This window comes from Bradyrhizobium sp. WU425 (genome assembly GCF_021052305.1).
Taxonomy (GTDB): domain Bacteria; phylum Pseudomonadota; class Alphaproteobacteria; order Rhizobiales; family Xanthobacteraceae; genus Bradyrhizobium; species Bradyrhizobium canariense_D.
Genome location: NZ_CP088089.1, coordinates 5,217,949 through 5,234,748, shown reverse-complemented (window position 1 = coordinate 5,234,748; position 16,800 = coordinate 5,217,949). Strand labels below are relative to the sequence as shown.

The 16,800-nt window shown below is 60.1% G+C and carries 9 protein-coding genes; 2 read left to right on the top strand and 7 right to left on the bottom strand.

From position 1 onward, the window contains the following. Positions 1-424 precede the first annotated feature (424 nt). Positions 425-2,191: a cytochrome b5 domain-containing protein gene (locus tag BcanWU425_RS25465; protein ID WP_204510830.1), complete on the top strand. Its 1,767-nt coding sequence runs from the start codon at positions 425-427 to the stop codon at positions 2,189-2,191. Between the two features lie 1,385 nt (positions 2,192-3,576). After that, a complete protein-coding gene (locus BcanWU425_RS25460) occupies positions 3,577-3,891 on the top strand; it encodes a hypothetical protein (RefSeq protein ID WP_204510831.1) in 315 nt (104 codons plus the stop codon). 128 nt (positions 3,892-4,019) lie between these two features. On the opposite strand, the gene BcanWU425_RS25455 is transcribed toward BcanWU425_RS25460, so the two are convergent. From BcanWU425_RS25455 to BcanWU425_RS25420, 7 genes are all read right to left on the bottom strand, one after another. After that, positions 4,020-4,349 (bottom strand): GcrA family cell cycle regulator, encoded by a 330-nt coding sequence (locus BcanWU425_RS25455; protein WP_085350875.1) that lies wholly within the window; start codon positions 4,347-4,349, stop codon positions 4,020-4,022. A gap of 37 nt (positions 4,350-4,386) precedes the next feature. Beyond that, complete coding sequence (locus tag BcanWU425_RS25450; RefSeq protein WP_166517563.1) at positions 4,387-4,557, bottom strand: hypothetical protein; 171 nt, start codon at positions 4,555-4,557, stop codon at positions 4,387-4,389. A gap of 150 nt (positions 4,558-4,707) precedes the next feature. Next, the gene (locus BcanWU425_RS25445; RefSeq protein WP_085350876.1) at positions 4,708-5,019 is read right to left on the bottom strand and encodes a hypothetical protein; all 312 of its coding nucleotides are present in this window, start codon (positions 5,017-5,019) and stop codon (positions 4,708-4,710) included. A gap of 165 nt (positions 5,020-5,184) precedes the next feature. Beyond that, on the bottom strand, positions 5,185-5,550 hold the full coding sequence (locus BcanWU425_RS25440; RefSeq protein ID WP_326951669.1) for a dodecin family protein: 366 nt from the start codon (positions 5,548-5,550) through the stop codon (positions 5,185-5,187). 2,160 nt (positions 5,551-7,710) lie between these two features. Next, positions 7,711-13,590: an ATP-binding sensor histidine kinase gene (locus BcanWU425_RS25435; RefSeq protein WP_231188669.1), complete on the bottom strand. Its 5,880-nt coding sequence runs from the start codon at positions 13,588-13,590 to the stop codon at positions 7,711-7,713. A 1,650-nt stretch (positions 13,591-15,240) separates the two neighbouring features. Next, on the bottom strand, positions 15,241-15,423 hold the full coding sequence (locus BcanWU425_RS25425) for a hypothetical protein (protein WP_018458807.1): 183 nt from the start codon (positions 15,421-15,423) through the stop codon (positions 15,241-15,243). A 417-nt stretch (positions 15,424-15,840) separates the two neighbouring features. Further along, positions 15,841-16,581, bottom strand: coding sequence for a Crp/Fnr family transcriptional regulator (locus tag BcanWU425_RS25420; RefSeq protein WP_204510833.1), 741 nt, complete (start codon positions 16,579-16,581; stop codon positions 15,841-15,843). Positions 16,582-16,800 lie beyond the last annotated feature (219 nt).

Here is a 16,800-nt window from a genome sequence, read left to right as displayed (position 1 = left end):
CGGGCGCCAGGGCGCCGCCATTCGTGCCGGTGCTGCCGATGATGCCTGTACCGCCGAGTATACCGCACCGTCTGGCTGCTGGCTGCGAGGGCCAATGAAAGGATCGGGTAGGTCCGACGACCTTTCGCACTGCCCGGTCGCTCCCTTCGGAAGGCGGCGCCAAATGTCGGTTCGTAGACGAGGACCGAGGTTTGCAACGCAGCGCCAAGCCGACGCGACTGGCTCATCCTCAATGGAAGTTGGCGCTCGGTCGGCGTGTTTGCTCACGGAGGCCGATGACCGAGGAACTCCAGAACTCTATTTGGCGTGCGACAAGATCCTTTATTGCCAATCAGCCCGGCGCTAGTCTCGAGCCCATTGAGGCGCCTTAAACTTATTCCAGCCGCGAGTTGAGGGGCATTCGATTGCATCGGAAGGAAGATGGATGAGGGCAGTGATCGTCGGTGCGGGAATGGGCGGGTTGATGACGGCCTTGGCGCTGCGTCAGTCGGGAGTGTTCGCATCGGTCGATGTCTACGAGCAAACGAAGGTGCCTAGCACCGCAGGCGCCGGGTTGAACATCCCGCCCAACGGGGCGCGAATATGTCGTTGGCTAGGCGTCGACCTGGATGGGGGAGATTCCAAAGGCCCCGACGGGGTCATTGACGGCGGCCGCGCGGCAATCCTGGAGTCGACACGACAGTTCAACGCAGATGGGAGCGTGACAAAGAGGCCATTCGATCATGTCACCGCCGCAGGCGACGGCGCCGGCTTTCATCACATGCACAGGCTGGACCTTTTGATGTGCCTGTACAAGCGAGTGTCCGACTTCGGTATCGACAGCGGCGCGCCATGCCCGATCGCGGTGCACATGGACTGCAGACTGACGCAGCTGCGTCAGACCGCAGGCGAGGTAATAGCGACCTTTTCGAATGGTCGAACCGCCACGGGAGAGCTTCTCGTAGGTGCGGACGGGATCAACTCTGCGACGTTACAGCTGGCGTGGCCGAATTCGCGTCCCAAGCGTTGGACGGAGGTAACCTGCTTTCGAGGACTCATTCCGCGGACGGGGGTTGCGTCCCTCCGCAAAGCGAACGGTAACCCGCTGGACCACAATCCCATCAACTCCTTCAGCATGGACCGCCATCGGGCGGATAGGAGCGGCGCGACCACGTACTGGGTACGCGGCGGCGAGTTGTTGAACGTGTGGATCGCGCATTATGAGCCTGAGTCCGCCGCGTTCGAGCAGGAGGAGGGCGACTGGTTTCCCGTCAGTCAGCAGGAGATCGTTCGCGAGGTCGGCGAGGCATTCGCGGGCCATCCCAGCAGAGACGACCTCATCGCTCTGTCGGGGGCGATCGTTCGTCCTACCAAGTGGGGTCTCTACGATCGCGATGCGCTCGAAACCTGGGTGCAGGGCCGCATCTGCCTGCTCGGTGACGCGGCGCACCCGATGCTACCCACATTCGGTCAAGGAGCTGCTCAGTCCTTCGAAGACGCCGCCGCCCTTGCCAGCGCCTTTGCGCTTCACCAGCGCGATGTGCCTACAGCCTTGTTGCACTACGAACGCGTGCGGCATTACCGCGCTACCCGCTTTCAATTGGGATCCAAATTCGCCTTCGACCATTTGCGAGCGAAGGACACCGCTGAGCAGAAGGCGCTACTGGAGAGACTCGATGAGCGTGTGAGTCCTGCCTTTGCCCATGATAAGCGCGGCGGCGAGGACGATTCCTGGATCTACGCCTACGACGCCCGCAAGATCGGCAGCGAGTTGCCTGCCAAGAGGCTAGGTCCGTGGGACTTCCGCCGAACCGCCAAGGTAAGGTACGGTGGGATCAAGCTCTGGATGCCCGCCAATCCGGCGAAGGGTACGCGCCGCGTCACGCGCGAAGAGGTCGCTCTGCACAACACACAGAACGACTGCTGGATCATCATCTCGGGAAAAGTTTATGACATCACCGAGTGGGCCCCTCATCACCCTGGCGGCGCTGGAATCGCACGAATGTACGCTGGCAAGGAGGCCACTGCCGAATTCGGTGACTTCACAGCACCGAGGCCGTCGCGCACATGGCAAATTTTTGCGTGGGCGCTCTCGTCGAGAATTGAACCACCTCGTCGTAGCCGGGCACCTGGCGGCACTGCCGTAGGCCGCATCCGAGCCGCGCCATCGACCCGCCTCGCACATCGCGAAGAGAATTCCGACAGCCGGTAGACTTCCAAATATCGTGCCGGCTCGCGACGGCTGAGGCGCACGACATTCGCGGGCCAACGCACTTACCGTCACGCGAGACGACCGCATCGGTCGCCGAGGCGAGTAATGCCATTCGAGTTCTGGTCGTGGAGGATGAAGCTCGGATCTGCAGCTTGATCGAGGACGCCTTTTCGACGGCGGTTTCGAGGTGCCTACTTGATCAATTCGGGGGACGGTCGCGCGGACGACGAACCGGCCGCGCGAGTAGCCGGCGGAAACCGAGGCTCGCAATCCTCGACCTGCGCCTCGAGGAAGCCGTTCGCGACAATGAGCGCCTTGACCGCCTCCCGGGTGTCTCGACCTCAGGCAGCGATGGCCTGGTCGGCGGCAGCCTCCAATTCGAACGGTACCGGTCGGGATGGCTCCCGATCCCGATTCACTAACCCAAGTCTACCTAAGTATGGTCACTTCATACCTGCGCGCGATGGCGCCGACCAAGGGCTAATGTTACTGATACATCCAGACTGAAAAGTAACGGAACCGGCCCTGCGAGCCGCAGTTGCGGGACGAGACCGGCGGCGTAGCGCCCGCCGGCCCTTCTCCCGATCTAGCGGCGCTTCGCCGCTCAACTGACGCTTACGGCCGTAGTTTGTGCAGAGAGTCCGCCATGAGAAACATCGCCGACCTCCTGATGTGGTTCAGACGGGGAAGCCAACGCGTGTCCAATACTCAGGTTGTAGCTATGGCTGAAGATCGATCCAGCATGGCTGATTTTGTCCGGATCCTGCAGGCCTGCGATCAGGCCCAGTAAGACAGGGGTTTGGTGCGAGCGCGTCAGTCCGTGATGCGGACGTCCGAGCAAACCAAAGCCAAGACCTCACACCACACCGCGTCCAGCTGTTTATGCCTAGCACGTCCGTTCAGGGTCAAACAGCGACAAGAGCAGAGGACTCTGATTTGCAGCTTCGGGCAAACTGCGGAAGTCACTCGGCTCCAGCCTTGGTTCAGTTCGGCGCTGATGTCAGTCAGCCCCAACGGTTCGCGCGCCGCATACAATGAAGCTAGCGCGGGATTCTGCTAGGCCCGGGCCGGGCCCAGCAACCGCCTGCTGAGACATCCAATGACTTCGCACTCTTGATTGGCCCCGCGCCGCGCTGCCAGCAACATGAACCGCCTGCATGTCCCGTTCCTGCAGGGCACCCGCCGCATTGACAACGACATCAACGCCGGCAAGAGCGTCCTTCCATTTCGAAGCGTCGGTGGTCCGACCATATCGAGGGTGATGTGGTGCGTATTAGGTGCCGGTGGGTGGCGCGACACCAATACGCATTCGGGCCCTTCGGCAGACAGTCTGGCCTGGATTGCCGATCGAACAAGCCCCGTGCCACCAACGAGACGGATGCGCATTGACTGGTCCTTCGATCGGCGGCGGCTTTCGCAAATTGCTGATCGAACAATTAGAGGTGTGGACGGTTAAAGCACGGCTGATGCAATCGTTCCTCGCGGCGGAACAGGTGAGTTGGCCGCAAGCAGCGCCTTATCGTTGGCAAGCATCGCTTTTCGAGCGCACGACGATCGCCATCGACGTTGCGGCGTCATCGATATCGACGGCAGGTCATTCAAAGGGCCAGATCCGGCATTACGGCTTCCACTTCGTGCCGCTTAGTCGAAGATCTCTTGAATCGGTGACATGTCGGCTTTCGGCGGCAAACCACAAGTAAGTTCAGCCTATCATCTACCGCTGCTGTTGACTCCAAGCAGATGAAGCCTTGGGATGGGTATACGACTGCCGAACCCGTCGAACTGGGCCAGGGACTTGCGGGAGCACAACCACATTCTTGGTGAGCTCTTAGCCAGTGTTTCTGACCGCCTCTGCCAGCATGGAGTAGAGCTGCTGCTTGCTGAATTCCTTGGGCGGCTGCCTCTGCACTGCGTTCCGCGACACCTTCCGTGCGACTGGACGGGCGCAGGCAGCCGACGAGGTCGGCCTCAGCTTCGGGCGCGGCCTTATCTTGGGCGTTGCTGTGGGCGGCTTGTGGCCGCGCTTCAAGCCCAGACGGGTCAGCATGCCGCACACCGCGTTACGACTGCACCCGAGACGACGCGCAATCTGCGCCGCGCTCTGTCCTGCGGACCAGAGCCTGTTGAGGAGCGCTATGTCTTTCGCATCCCAGCCCATGAGAGATATTATAGCGCCGGCTGCCGAACACGCCAGTCTAGTCTTCGTCCGGCTCGCGCACGACCGGCGGTTCGTCAGCGTCATCTTCCTCTTCGTCGTCCTCGTCGTCTTCATCGGGATCTCTTGGCGGCATCGCGGTGCCCATAAGCACAAGCGGTGTCCAGTAGATCGCGGCGGTGGAAAATGCTTCGAAGGTATGTTGCTTCATGTGGCTGCTACTCCTCGAGAATACGCGTAGTCGCATATTCATGGCGATGGCACGCGCGTCCAGGGCGCGATCGGTGCAAACGAGATGGAAACATCAAGTCGACGACATGAGCAAAGGAGGGCAACCGGCACGCAAATGGCGGCGTTTCAGCTACTTTATGCCCGAGAACTCATTCGGCTCTATGTTCACCAAAACCTCGCCGGTGGTGATTTCGGGAACTCCAAGATCGAGGTCATGTAGACTTGCTTGAACAAACGCGAGTATCTTGTCGTTCGCTGCATTGGCGCTTTCGCGATCGTCAAATATCATCACGGCGATACCAACGCCGTCGCCCGCATCCAGAACTTGGTAAGATCTGAAGCCGTGCGATTGCCTTAGGATCTGGCCGACGCCGCTCTTGGCGCGGCGAGCGGCGTCCGCTACCGAACGAACCTTGGTGTACTTGCGAATGACCATGTACATGAGGCCACCATGCGCCACACGCCTCGACGCATCAAAGCATATCGGTCCCGGTCGGACTAGGGCCAACTTCCGAGACCGGGCCACAGTGTCCGGCTAGGCGAACAGGGCAACGCGCCTTTTCCAATGAGTCCTCCTCGCCCTGCGCATGGGGCGAGGTGCTGAGGCTCAGGAGCCCTCGAACTTGAACGATACGTTGAGCTTGGCGCGATAGGCCTCGACCTTTCCCTTGTCATCGAGCTGCATATCCAGCTTGACGACCTCTGCAATGCGAAGATCTCGGAGAGATTTTGCAGCTTGCTCGACCGCATTTGCGGCGGCCTTCTCCCACGAGTCGTTGCTGGTACCGACCAGTTCAATGACCTTGTAGACGCTATCAGGCGTGTCGTCCTCCTGTCCGGGATGACGAAGGAAATCTAGCATCAGGATCTCGACCCCGATACGGGGATGCCGTCCGGAGCCGGAAAGGGACAAAATTGCATTTGGCGGGGGCAGCTTTTGGCCGGAGCCAACCTGCCGGGCCAGCGCCATCATGTCCGCTCCTAGCGAGCAGACGGAAAAACGTCCGATTGCCTGTCACTTTCCTGTTTGACCCGGTGCCGACCATTTCAGTCTCGGGTCACTCGATCGCGGCTGCTGAGACTAACCAAAAATACGAACCGGCTAAGCCGTCCAAGCCCCTGGCTCCGGCGCTTGCCACCAGGCAGGGATTCGCATCCGTGCTGGCTTGCCCTTGTCCACCTGCTCTAGCGACGGTCTGTAGATAGCTATCGGTCAGATCTCATGATTTGCCGCGGAAGCAGGAGCACTACATTGATCTGGCGATCGAGGATCGTCGTGGCGATGATCGTCGTCTTCGAACTCATCGTGGCGGAGCATTTAACTTAGTGCTAGAGACAACCCTCGCTCAGGCCGGCAGACCGGCATCACATCCACAATCTTGCCTCCCGACCGGTTGCGCTTTCACATTGCCATGCCAGCGTGGAGATCGGTCCAAATCTTACCGCAGCGTCGCCCATCAACGGGGTGGTTGCGTCGCGGACCGAGGACAGGATCGTCGCCCGGCGAAACGTGGACGGCTCGATTAATTGAGCGCGCTGCCGCGTATTGCCGCCAAAGTGCTAGACGAGCTTATGAATTCGGGGGCCAGGCGCGCAATTAATCCATCACGCTGCCAGATTTAAGCCGCATGGGGCCCATATTGCCGCGAAGGCTTTGCCGGTGGGGACGCATTGGCGCGAATATCGGTGTTCGCAGTGCAATAGATCTTGCTCACTGTCCATTCGGTCTTGAACGAGGAGCAGAAGCCCTCCGTGGCCGCGTCGTTCCTTCTTGCTCGCAATTTGCGTTCGACCTTTATGGATCACTCGGCCTCGAGCTTCATGCCTTTCGGCTCGGCCAGAGATCAAAGAGCGTCAAGATGTTCTGCCGACCCCCGCCGCCCTGGAGCAGGACAACGCGACATGCTCGCGATGCTGGCGACGCTGGAGTTCTCGATCTCTGCTCTGTCGCGCCTTGGCCCCTGTCGCTAGCGCCCCTGAAACCTGAACAGCACATCCTGCATGAGCCTCATCCCGCAGGATGCGCTCTTCAGAAGCTAGAACCGACAGCTATCAGCGGCAGCCGTAGCGACCGTTAATCAGAACGCGGAGACATGCCGTGCCAACCGCGGCCGCGCCAACGGCCGCGCCGCCTACGACCGCGCGCCATGTGGTGCGCCGTGCAACGCCGGCGACTGACACGAGTGTCAAGGGGCGCCCGACGCGCAGGGCGCCAATTTCCTCTATGTGCGCCGTAGGGTTACCGGATCAACCAATTTGCAGCGCCGCGCGCCAATCAGCGTGAGGATGATTGGGGGGGCGTACCCCGAATCGATGTGGTTTGCCATCGAAGCCGTGTGCGAGCGGCCACTAATCCTTACCTCCTCGTGATCTATGGCCTTTCCATGCTCGATCTAGTGGAAGGCGGATGCACTTAGGACGAAGTGATGCACTGGCGCGAGCGGTTCAGGGCTCGCTGCGGAGCGGCCTGACGTTGCTCAGCAACAAGTCCGCTGCCAAGATCGACACGCTGGTCTATCGCATCAATCACGCCCCAACCGCGCCCTGTTTCGCCGGGGCAATTCGGAAGAGCGGAAATCGATCCATTGCCAGTGATCGTCCCCTGAGGCACGGCTTACGGGCACCGAGTCGGCCATAGGCTCGATTGCCGCAGTGGCTGACGTGACGAGCGCGAACAGAGCGATGAGAACGAGCGGCGATGTTGGATCAGCGGATCCCCGGTTCGAGCCTGGTGCGCCAACCATATCAAAACTGTTCGTATTCAATTAAATTACGGATGGGGTCGACGAGAACAAGGCGGATCTGGTGCGACGTTTTTTGCGTATCGTGCCCCGGATAGCAGTGCGACTTATGCTTTTCCTTTGTTTCTGCATCTTCGCGCAATGCGAAACGGTGTGCAGATTAAACGGCACAGGTCGATTACGCGCTCGTCGTAGAATAGGATACTAAGGCGCGCAAATGCACAACCTGTTTTGCCTAGTCGCCTCGTGATCCCTCGACCGTTTCTGCGACAGCTTGGTGATTTAATCCCCGTCGCGGCAGCCAGGATCGGCAGGGCTGCGATCGACTTGATCTTCTCGATCGCAAAGCGCGAGGTGCGTGCTCGAAGTTGGAACCAGCAATCCGGCCATAATCAAGAAGCGTCGGCAGGGTGGGCTGGTACGGTGAAGTGAAAAATTGCGCCGTGGGGCTGGTTGCGCGTCACCCACAAGCGTCCGGCATGCGCTTCGATAATCGAACGACAGATCGACAGTCCCACCCCCAAACCGCTGGGCTTCGTCGTGTAGAAGGGGGCGAAGGCGTGCTCGAAGGTTTCAGAGCTCATCCCCGGTCCCGAGTCCTTCACCTCGACGAGAACACCGTCCGGTGCACCCTGCGCGGTGGTGATCAGCACTTTCTTGGCTCCATTCGCGACCGTGCCGATTGCCTGGACAGCGTTGATAATCAGGTTGAGAACCACTTGTTGCAATTGGACGCGGTCGCCCTCGACAAGCGGTAAGCTGTCTGCAAATTCCGTCTGCACTGAGATGCCGTTCTTCATCGCTTCGCCGCGGGTAAGCTCAATAACGTCCCTGATCGCCTCATTGATGTCCAAGCGATCCTTCCGGGGCGGTGCTTTTTTTACGAGATCGCGAATTCGTTGGATGATGTCGCTGGCCCGAGCGGTATCGTTCATAAGCCAGTCCAGTGATTCCCTGACCCTCTCAAGATCCGGCGGATTTCTGTCCAGGAAGCGCGCGGCCGCACCAGCATTCATGGATGCCGCGGCAATCGGCTGGCTCACTTCATGCGCGATCGAGGCCGTGAGTTCGCCCATGGTGGCGAGGCGGTTAGCGTGCGCAAGCTCCTTCTGTATCTCGCGCAGCGCCTCTGCGGCCCGCTTCTGTTCGGTGATGTGCCGTCCAACGCCGCGATAACCGATGAAGTGGCCGGACTTGTCGAGCACCGGTAGCCCGGAGACGGACACGTAGCGCTTGCCGCCATCGGGCGTAGGGCGCGCGAGCTCGAAATCGCGGAACGGCAGGTGGGCATCGAGCGTCTCCCGATGCTTGCGCCAAGCCTCCTCGCCGGGCTCCAAGTAGGGCACTTCCCAGCGCGTCTTACCAAGTTCAGAGCCCGACGCGGGTGCGTCGACCATGCCTTCGGCGAATTCCTGGCGAATGAAACGATGCCGCGCATCGGATTCCCAGTACACGTCGAAAGAGAACTGTACGAGAGTCCGGAAACGCTCCTCGCTCTCCTGCAGAGCCACTTCCGATCGTTTGCGCTCCGTCAGGTCAACGACAAAGGAGACGCCCTGGTCTCGTTGTTCGTCGAACGCAGCCATGCCGATCAACACCGACACGCGGCTTCCGTCCTTGCGGAAATACTCTTTCTCGAACGGCTGCACGCTACCCATCTTTTTTAGTTCCGGGATCCACCATCGCTCGTGGCGGTCGAGCCATTCAGGCGGCGTCAGGTCAGTCCAGCGCAGGCGGCCCGAGACGAGATCCTCACGGTCGTATCCCGCGATGTTGAGAAACGCATCGTTGGCCTCCAGAATCGAACCTTCAAGCTCCCAGATGATGATTCCGATGATGTTGGCATCGACAAGGCGTCGGATTTTCGCTTCCCGTTCTCCGAGATCGCGGTACAAAGCCGCATTTTCCAGCGCGATTGCTGCCTGTGAGGCGAGCAGCTTCAGCACCGCAATTCGCGCCGGTGCAACAACGTAGGGCGTCAGTGTATTCTCGAGGTAAAGCACGCCGATAACTTTCGCACGGTTGATCAGGGGCATGCAGAGAATGGAACGAGCGTTGCGCTGATTAACGTAGGGGTCCGCGGCAAAGGGAGGCTGGACCGTGGCATCCTCGAGAACCGCGCACTCTCTGGTTCGCAGTACGTAATGGAGAACGGATTCGGGAAGGAGATCCGCGGTCACCGCTGTATTGCGCATTTCAACAGTAACTTCATCGCCGGTTGTGGTGGCTTCCGCTTCGATGCGCGGCTCGGTGTCGTGCGACAAGATCAGCAGACCGCGTTCAGCCCCTGCTTGTTCGATGGCAGTGCGCATGAGCGTCTCGATAAGCGTCTCCAGAACCATCTCACCTGACACCGCTTCCGACACCTTGATGACAGTGGCGAGGTCGAGATGCTCGACCGGCGCTCCAATCGTGCTCATCGGGCCTGGCTCTGATCTCGCCTCCCTGAGGTGCGGATGCATATCCTCAAGTTGCCGCACTTTGCCGTCTGCCCCCCAACGAACATAGCAGTCGCGCGCTCTCCGCAAATAGATGCCAGAAAAGTCTTCGAAACCACGCTCGCCGTAAAACCGCGCGGCCAATTCATAAGCGAGCGCCTCGTGGTGGACGAAGCCGTTGTCGCGAGCGGAGCGGATGGCTTGTTCATAGAGACGCTCCGCGTCCAGTTCTCTGCCTTGGAGACGGGCGATCTCGGCGCCGGTTAGAATAGCGCGGTCCGCGAAATTCTCCGGGCAATTCTGTGCCCACAAATCGAGCTGCGTGTGGTGCCCAGTCAGGGCCTCAAGGTGCCCTTGACGTTGTTCGGGCTGTGCCGAATTCCAGCATGCAGCGTGCGATAGCGCTGCATAGAACTCGTATTCCACCGTCTCGAGTAGCTGCGGTGGTGACCACGGCAGTCTCCGTGCCTTCGATGCGGCGTCGACGGCCGGCGAATAGTCGCCGGCAAAGAAGCACGCTTGCAGCTTGCGGATCCAATACCAGCTCTCGGGCAGCGCGAATGCCGGATCGGCGGCCAAACGCCGTTCGAACCGAAGCTCGTCGGACGGGTCGTCGTGCAGAGCGCCGAAACGCCGCGTCAGGCCGCGCAGCATACGGATTAGCCCAACCTGGGGCATTATGATGTCGGCCACCAACGCAAACTTCGCCTTCTTGCTCAACTGCAACCCGTGCTCGGCTTCGCGCTGCGCTTCTGCAAGCGCATCGCCCGCCGCAAGGAAATTCGTATTCAAGCTGGCGCAGCTGAAGGCCGCGAACGTGACATCGCCACTGCTGCTCGCGGCCTCAAATGCCCGCTGAAAGGCGTCTCGGGCATGCTGGAGCTGCTTGGTCCATGAAAGGACAAGGTTGCCGTAGTTCAGGTAGGTCCTGGCGTGCACGCGCGAAAATCCGCACCGCTCGACCAGCTCAGTGCCGATACGGCTGAATCGAAGGCCCGCCTGATAGTCGCCGAAGCGCGCGCCGGCAATGGCGCCGAACATGACGTAAGGAACGCATGAAGCATCGTTGTTCCCCCACTCGAGGCTGATCTCCACCGCTTTTAGGGCCACCAGTGAGCGAAGGTTCGCATCAGTGAAAAACGCCGGCGGCATGAGCGCCGTCAAAAGATCTATGGTCGCTAGTGCGAGTGCATCACTCATTAGCGGCAGATCCAATAGCTCCTCGACCGACCGATTCCCGAGCCGAGATCGGACGTGCTCGTATTCGCGTCGGACGTCATCATCGCTTGGGTGGACTACCCATCGAATCCCGAGTTGTTCCAGATAGCTGAGACCGGCGCTAACCGCGCGGTCCGGCTCACTGAGCGCCGTATACAGATCCACCCGGCGGCGCGCGACGACAGCAAGGTCGGCGGCGGTCGCGGTTCGCGTCGTCAGCTCCTGTAAGCGCTGTTCTGCCTCCAGGACCGAGCCGGTCACGAACTCGCATTCGGCGCGATGCAACTCGAACGCAAAGGCAAGCTGCTGGCGTTGTTCCCAGCAGTCGTCTGGTAACATTGCGGCACCGGCAGCGGCATAGTTGAGCGATGCCGCGTAGGCCGCCGCCCCCCACGCGCGCAGGCTGGCTGTCAGATTAAGCTCTGCGAGTTGCTCGCGTTCGTCTCGCGAGGTGATCAAGGACCCGCCACGGTTGAGCTGGTTAACGATCTCGAAAATAGCCTTCTCCCACTTCTCCCGGGGGGTCTGCGCCAGTAGCTCCCGACCGATTCGCAAATGCAGCGCCGCGCGTTGATCATCAGCAATCAGCGAGTAGGCGGCTTCGTGCACTCGATCGTGGACAAACCGATACACTCCTGGCTGGTGCTCGACCAATTCCTGGCGAATGGCCTCCCACAGATCCGCGTGTACCCGCTGCTCGGAGCGACCGAGGACGATCGAAATTGTCCTCGTGTCGGCGACGTTGCCGAGACAGGCCAGCCGCTGCAGCGTGATCTGCGTCTCGGCAGGCAGGCGGGTCAGCTTTGCGATCATCAGATCCACGACATTCTCGGTGTGGCCCTTGACGCGAATGCGAGCGAGATCCCAGCACCAGAACCGTGCGTCATGATCGAAGCGGACCAATCCCTCTTCGGCAAGCGCCTGAAGGAATTGAATCACAAAGAATGGGTTGCCGGCCGTCTTATCGTGAATCAACTTCGCGAGTGGCGCGGCACGCTTCGAATCGCAGCGAAGAGCATCGGAAATCAAACGCGAAATGTGTGAGCTGGCAAGCGGCTCTAAAATGATCTGCTGCACGTTAGCGCCAGCACTCTTTATGGCCTCAAGCCTGTACCACAATGGATGAGCGAAAGTGACCTCGTTGTCGCGAAAGGCGCCGATGAGCATCAGGTATTGCAGATCGGAGCGGGTTAAAAGGTCCTCAACCAGATCGAGCGTGGCGGCATCGACCCACTGGAGATCATCGAGGAACAACGCCAATGGATGCTCGGACTGTGCGAATACCCCTATGAAGCGCCGGAGCACGAGACGGAAGCGGTTCTGTGCTTGCTGCGGGGGGAGCTCAGGGACGGGTGGCTGCTCTCCGACGATCAGCCGCAATTCAGGGATCAGGTCGGTAACGAGTCGTCCATTGGCGCCCAGCGCACCATGAAGCGCTTGGCGCCAGTGCGTCAGCTCGGCTTCGTTCTTGCTCAGAAGGAACCGCACGAGGCTCTGAAAAGCCTCCACTACCGTTGAATAGGGAATATCGCGTTTGTACTGGTCGAACTTGCCTGATGCGAACAGCCCGTGGGACGGAACAAGGCGACGATGGAGCTCATTGACTACCGAGGATTTACCAACGCCGGAATAGCCGGTAACCAGCATCAATTCCGGCGCGCCGCTCTTGATCATCCGGTCAAAGGCGGACAGCATGGCTTTAATCTCGCGGTCCCGTCCGTAGAGCTTCTCAGGGATCCGCAGTCGGTCGGGCGTGTCGTATTGTGCGAGCGCAAACTCTTCGACGCGGCCTCCGGTTTCCCATTCGATCAGGCAGCGGCGTAGATCATGTTCGAGGCCTGAAGCGCTCTGGTAGCGTTGCTCGGCGGATTTGGCGAGCAGCTTGAGGACTATGGTCGAGATTGTAGCCGGTACAGTGCTTACCCGCTCGCCGGGCGCCACTGGCTTTCGCGCAATGTGGCAATGCACCCACTCCATGGAATGTGCCGCTGAGAACGGCAACGAGCCGGTCAGCATCTGATAGAGCGTAACGCCAAGTGAATAGAGGTCACTGCGGAAATCGATCGAGCGGTTCATCCATCCGGTCTGTTCGGGCGCCATGTAGGGCAGCGTGCCCACGATGAATTCCGGCGGCCCAGGGGCGCGTCGCTCGCGGGCGAGGCGCGAGGCGATACCGAACCCGGTGAACCGGACCCGTTCGTCCTCGCAGTTCACCATAATATGCGCCGGCTTCACGTCCTTGTGGACGAGGCCGCGTTGGTGCACCTTGTTCAGGGCTGCGGCGATGCCGATCGCGAGCTGCAAAAAGCGTCCGATGTCCATGGGCGCACCAAGCAACTGTTCGAGCGGCTGGCCACCAGGATCCTCAAGCAGCAGCACTGGACGGTCACCATCGCACTCCAGCCCGAGCGGCCGCATTGCCCAGGTCTCATCTAATTGGTCTTTCAGCGCAAACTCGTGATCAAGACGATCGAGGAGGCCGGACGAAGCGTGTTTCGCCTTGGGAAGTACCGCCAATACAGTTCTGCATGCGCCATCGGAAGCCGGACGCAATGGCCGACAAAAGATGCGGTCATCGTCCTCCCATAGCACTTGGAACCTGCTGTCCATGCGCATCAACCCAAAACACTGGGTTCAACCCCGAAGCCTCCGCGTGACCAATGTCAGGTGAGGAGGTACTGTGTTGCGCTCTGTGGCCACATCGACACTGCCATAAAAGCGGGGTTCTGCCCAGCGTAAGCTGCGGCGCCAGCCAGATGACGGCGAGAAAGCCGAAGCGGCGCTAGCCGGACATCAACCGTGATCGCGCGCGAGCCGGCGGGCGAATTCAGCGGTGTATCGAACTCGAAATATGCTGCCCGATGCGTCGCCACAACTTCTGCTGGCCGTCCGGACCGGCTCGAATGCGAACGGCTTCTGCGGCTCAGGTGTGGTCTGGGCACCTGATTGCTGTGCGGTGCGGCCCACGAGCTGATTGGCTCATAAAGCGGACGCGCACCGCCTTTGATTTCGGTCGCCGGCCTTCATCCTACTCAGTCGTAACAATCCGTGGTTAATGTCACCATCATTCAGAATTCAGAGCTATCGGATGTAGGCGCGCCAGCCGCTGACAGCGCCCTTTACATCTCGCGGGGTCGATTGGCTTCGGCGCTGGCGTTTCGGTTCTCATGTTGTGCGCGGATCGGCCGATCCGTCGACCGTGCAGGCCACAGCCTCAAATAGCAGATTGAGATAGTTGCAGGTCCTGATTTGCACTTATGCGGCTGTGTCGTTGGTTCGTTGGTTCGAACGTTTGTGAGATAGTACGACGTCCGAGGACACTTCCTGAAAGTAGCTCAAACTTGCCCATGATAGACCGGAGCGAGAGAGGATGATCGTACCGGTGGTCATCCGCGCAGAGGGTTGAATTGCTGGTCGGCATCGTGAGGTCCTCCCCAGGCGGCGCGGGAGACGTTTGTGCCCGTTAACAGCGGCGCCGGCCGGCGTGTCGCCCCCTTAGGTTCCTGAGATGATCAGAGCGGCCTGTCCCGTTGCGCAATGCAGCTTACATGGGGACGTCAATTGTCGCACATCTGTGTCGACGAGCCTGGATTTGTACGGGGTTCGCCAGCATAGGCGGGCCGGTGCTCACGAAGCTGGGGCATGAAAGCAACAATCCACAACACGTTGCACCAGCGCACCACTGTTAATTTGCGCGATCGGGACGATTCAGGCCTGCTCTCTGCAACGAACCTAGTAGCTGCGGGGGATGACAATGACTGTCACGCGTGCGATTGGCGCTGCTGCCTTGTTTCTGATGACGCTTAGCTCTGAAGCCTATGCTGCGCGCCAGCACAGACCGGGAGAGCGGATTTCTTGCTCAGAGGTCAAATACTACGTTGCTAAGTATTCGGCGGCCCTGGCTGAGATGTATGCCCGTAACCACGGGGCCACCGGCGCCCAGATCGAGCGGGCGCGGCGTTGCTTGGCCTCGAATGAGGCTGCCGAAACAGGGCAACGCAGGTCCTATAGCGAATGAGCATGACGCAGCCTTCGTAATAAAGCGCGCTGGCCGGGGATATCCTGCAAGGTCAGGGCTGTACGCCTACCCGCGGTCGCAGCTGACGATCGAAGTTAGCTGATTGCCTTGCACGCGCAGATAGGCCTTCCGACTAGTGGCCAGGCGAGCGCGCGATTGCACACTCGCACGCGAGGCCGCTCCGCAGTCATGTCCTCCTCCGCTCATCGCATGCTGATTCCCAATCATCGGTGTCGGGCCATATCCTCTTATCGCTCCAATTTGGTGCCAAAGGCTGTCGCAGCAATTGCACGCTCGACCTCGGAAGCCAACACGCTCAGATGATCGGCAAGCCTCGCGAACAACTCTCGCTTTTGCAGGTCGGTGGCCAGATCGCTGATCGATTTGCAGTCGGCTGCGTCTTTGAGGAGGTTCTCCAGCTGCTCTTGCATGTCTCTCATCGTCTGTGTGCCCCAAAGGCACCCTCGGCTTCATTCAGTTGAACCGATTGAGGCGTACTTGAGCTCCCGCCGATCCATTTCCGAACGGAGCGATTCAGCATAGGTGCGCAGATTGTCGCCAACAAGGCGGGAGCGTCCGCCATTTGCGCGATCAGCCAACACCTGTCGCCGCACGCTTTCCCAAAGAGACAATACGGTCTGATCTTTCGTTTGAAAAGGTCATCCACAGGCCTCCAGTACATGGCGCGCCGATAGTACGCGTACCTCATGAGCGGGATTGTTCGGTTGCGGACATTGCCGTGGAGAAGCTAGGCGCCCGTTGCACATTGGCCACATCGTCCATGTCCGGGATAACGGGCTATCACGCCGAAAGGCGCGATGGTTTGCGGCATCCCCCCGTTTCAGTTACTACGTCGGCAGAACCAAAGCGCGAGACCGGGCTGCATTCATAGAGAAGATCCCCTCGATTTCGAGACGCATGGTATCGTGGCATTCGCACGCCACCGCTGCGAGCCGCAATGGATCAATCTCGATTTCTCCTCGCCGTTCAGATCTGATCGCTCCGGAAGCGCGCAGGTTGCGCATCAGGAGCGTCACTGTCGTTCGTCGCACACCCAGTATTTGCGAAAGCGCCTCTTGGGTGAGTGCGAGGACGTCGTGGTCGGCACGGTCGCGAAGATGGAGCAGCCAGCGTGCCATGCGGGCTTGGGCCGGATGCAGCGCATTGCAGGCGCCGCCGATTTGTAGCTGTATCAGCATCGCTTTGAAATGAATCTGGACTGCGTGGCGGATCGCGGGGCTTCGGCTAAAAGCGGCGTGGAATCGCGATGCGGGGATCCGCGAGGCGATGCCCGCGGCACGAACGACGGCGGTAACGGCCGAAGGGGACGGCCCTAGCACGGAAAGAGTGCCTACTGCTCCCTCGCGCCCTATTGCGGCGCTGGCGACCGTCTGTCCGTTGGCCATGTCGATCATCACAGAAATGGCGCCACTATGAGGAAAGAGGACGTGCTCGGTCTGGTCACCCGCCTGCGAGACGACCGCATCCCGATCGAGCGCTACCATCTCTAGCTCGGGCGCCAGCAGTTCGAGGTCCGCCGCCGGCAGTGTTGCCAGAAGTCGGTTGCCAATTTCGGCGGGAAGCGTCACTGCGGCCTACCTCGAACGATCCGCCGCATCGCATTTCGAGCGTCATAGGGCGGCCAACTCGAACTTTGTTTGAATCCGCCTACGCCTCGCGCCCCGAAGTCCAATTCAGCTGCGGAAGTTCTCAATCTCAAAAACTCCAACCACACGCGTCTCGGAGGCGAATTGTTGTCTCTCAGGATGATTTAGGAGTTAGGTCCCAGCGCGCCGCTGCACAATTGC

Excerpts from the sequence above, each read along its gene's own strand:
- BcanWU425_RS25450 (WP_166517563.1), bottom strand. The coding sequence starts at position 4,557 with ATGAAGCAACATACCTTCGAAGCATTTTCCACCGCCGCGATCTACTGG.
- BcanWU425_RS25425 (WP_018458807.1), bottom strand. The coding sequence starts at position 15,423 with ATGCAAGAGCAGCTGGAGAACCTCCTCAAAGACGCAGCCGACTGCAAA.
- BcanWU425_RS25445 (WP_085350876.1), bottom strand. The coding sequence starts at position 5,019 with ATGTACATGGTCATTCGCAAGTACACCAAGGTTCGTTCGGTAGCGGAC.
- BcanWU425_RS25435 (WP_231188669.1), bottom strand. The coding sequence starts at position 13,590 with ATGCGCATGGACAGCAGGTTCCAAGTGCTATGGGAGGACGATGACCGC.
- BcanWU425_RS25440 (WP_326951669.1), bottom strand. The coding sequence starts at position 5,550 with ATGATGGCGCTGGCCCGGCAGGTTGGCTCCGGCCAAAAGCTGCCCCCG.
- BcanWU425_RS25465 (WP_204510830.1), top strand. The coding sequence starts at position 425 with ATGAGGGCAGTGATCGTCGGTGCGGGAATGGGCGGGTTGATGACGGCC.
- BcanWU425_RS25455 (WP_085350875.1), bottom strand. The coding sequence starts at position 4,349 with ATGGGCTGGGATGCGAAAGACATAGCGCTCCTCAACAGGCTCTGGTCC.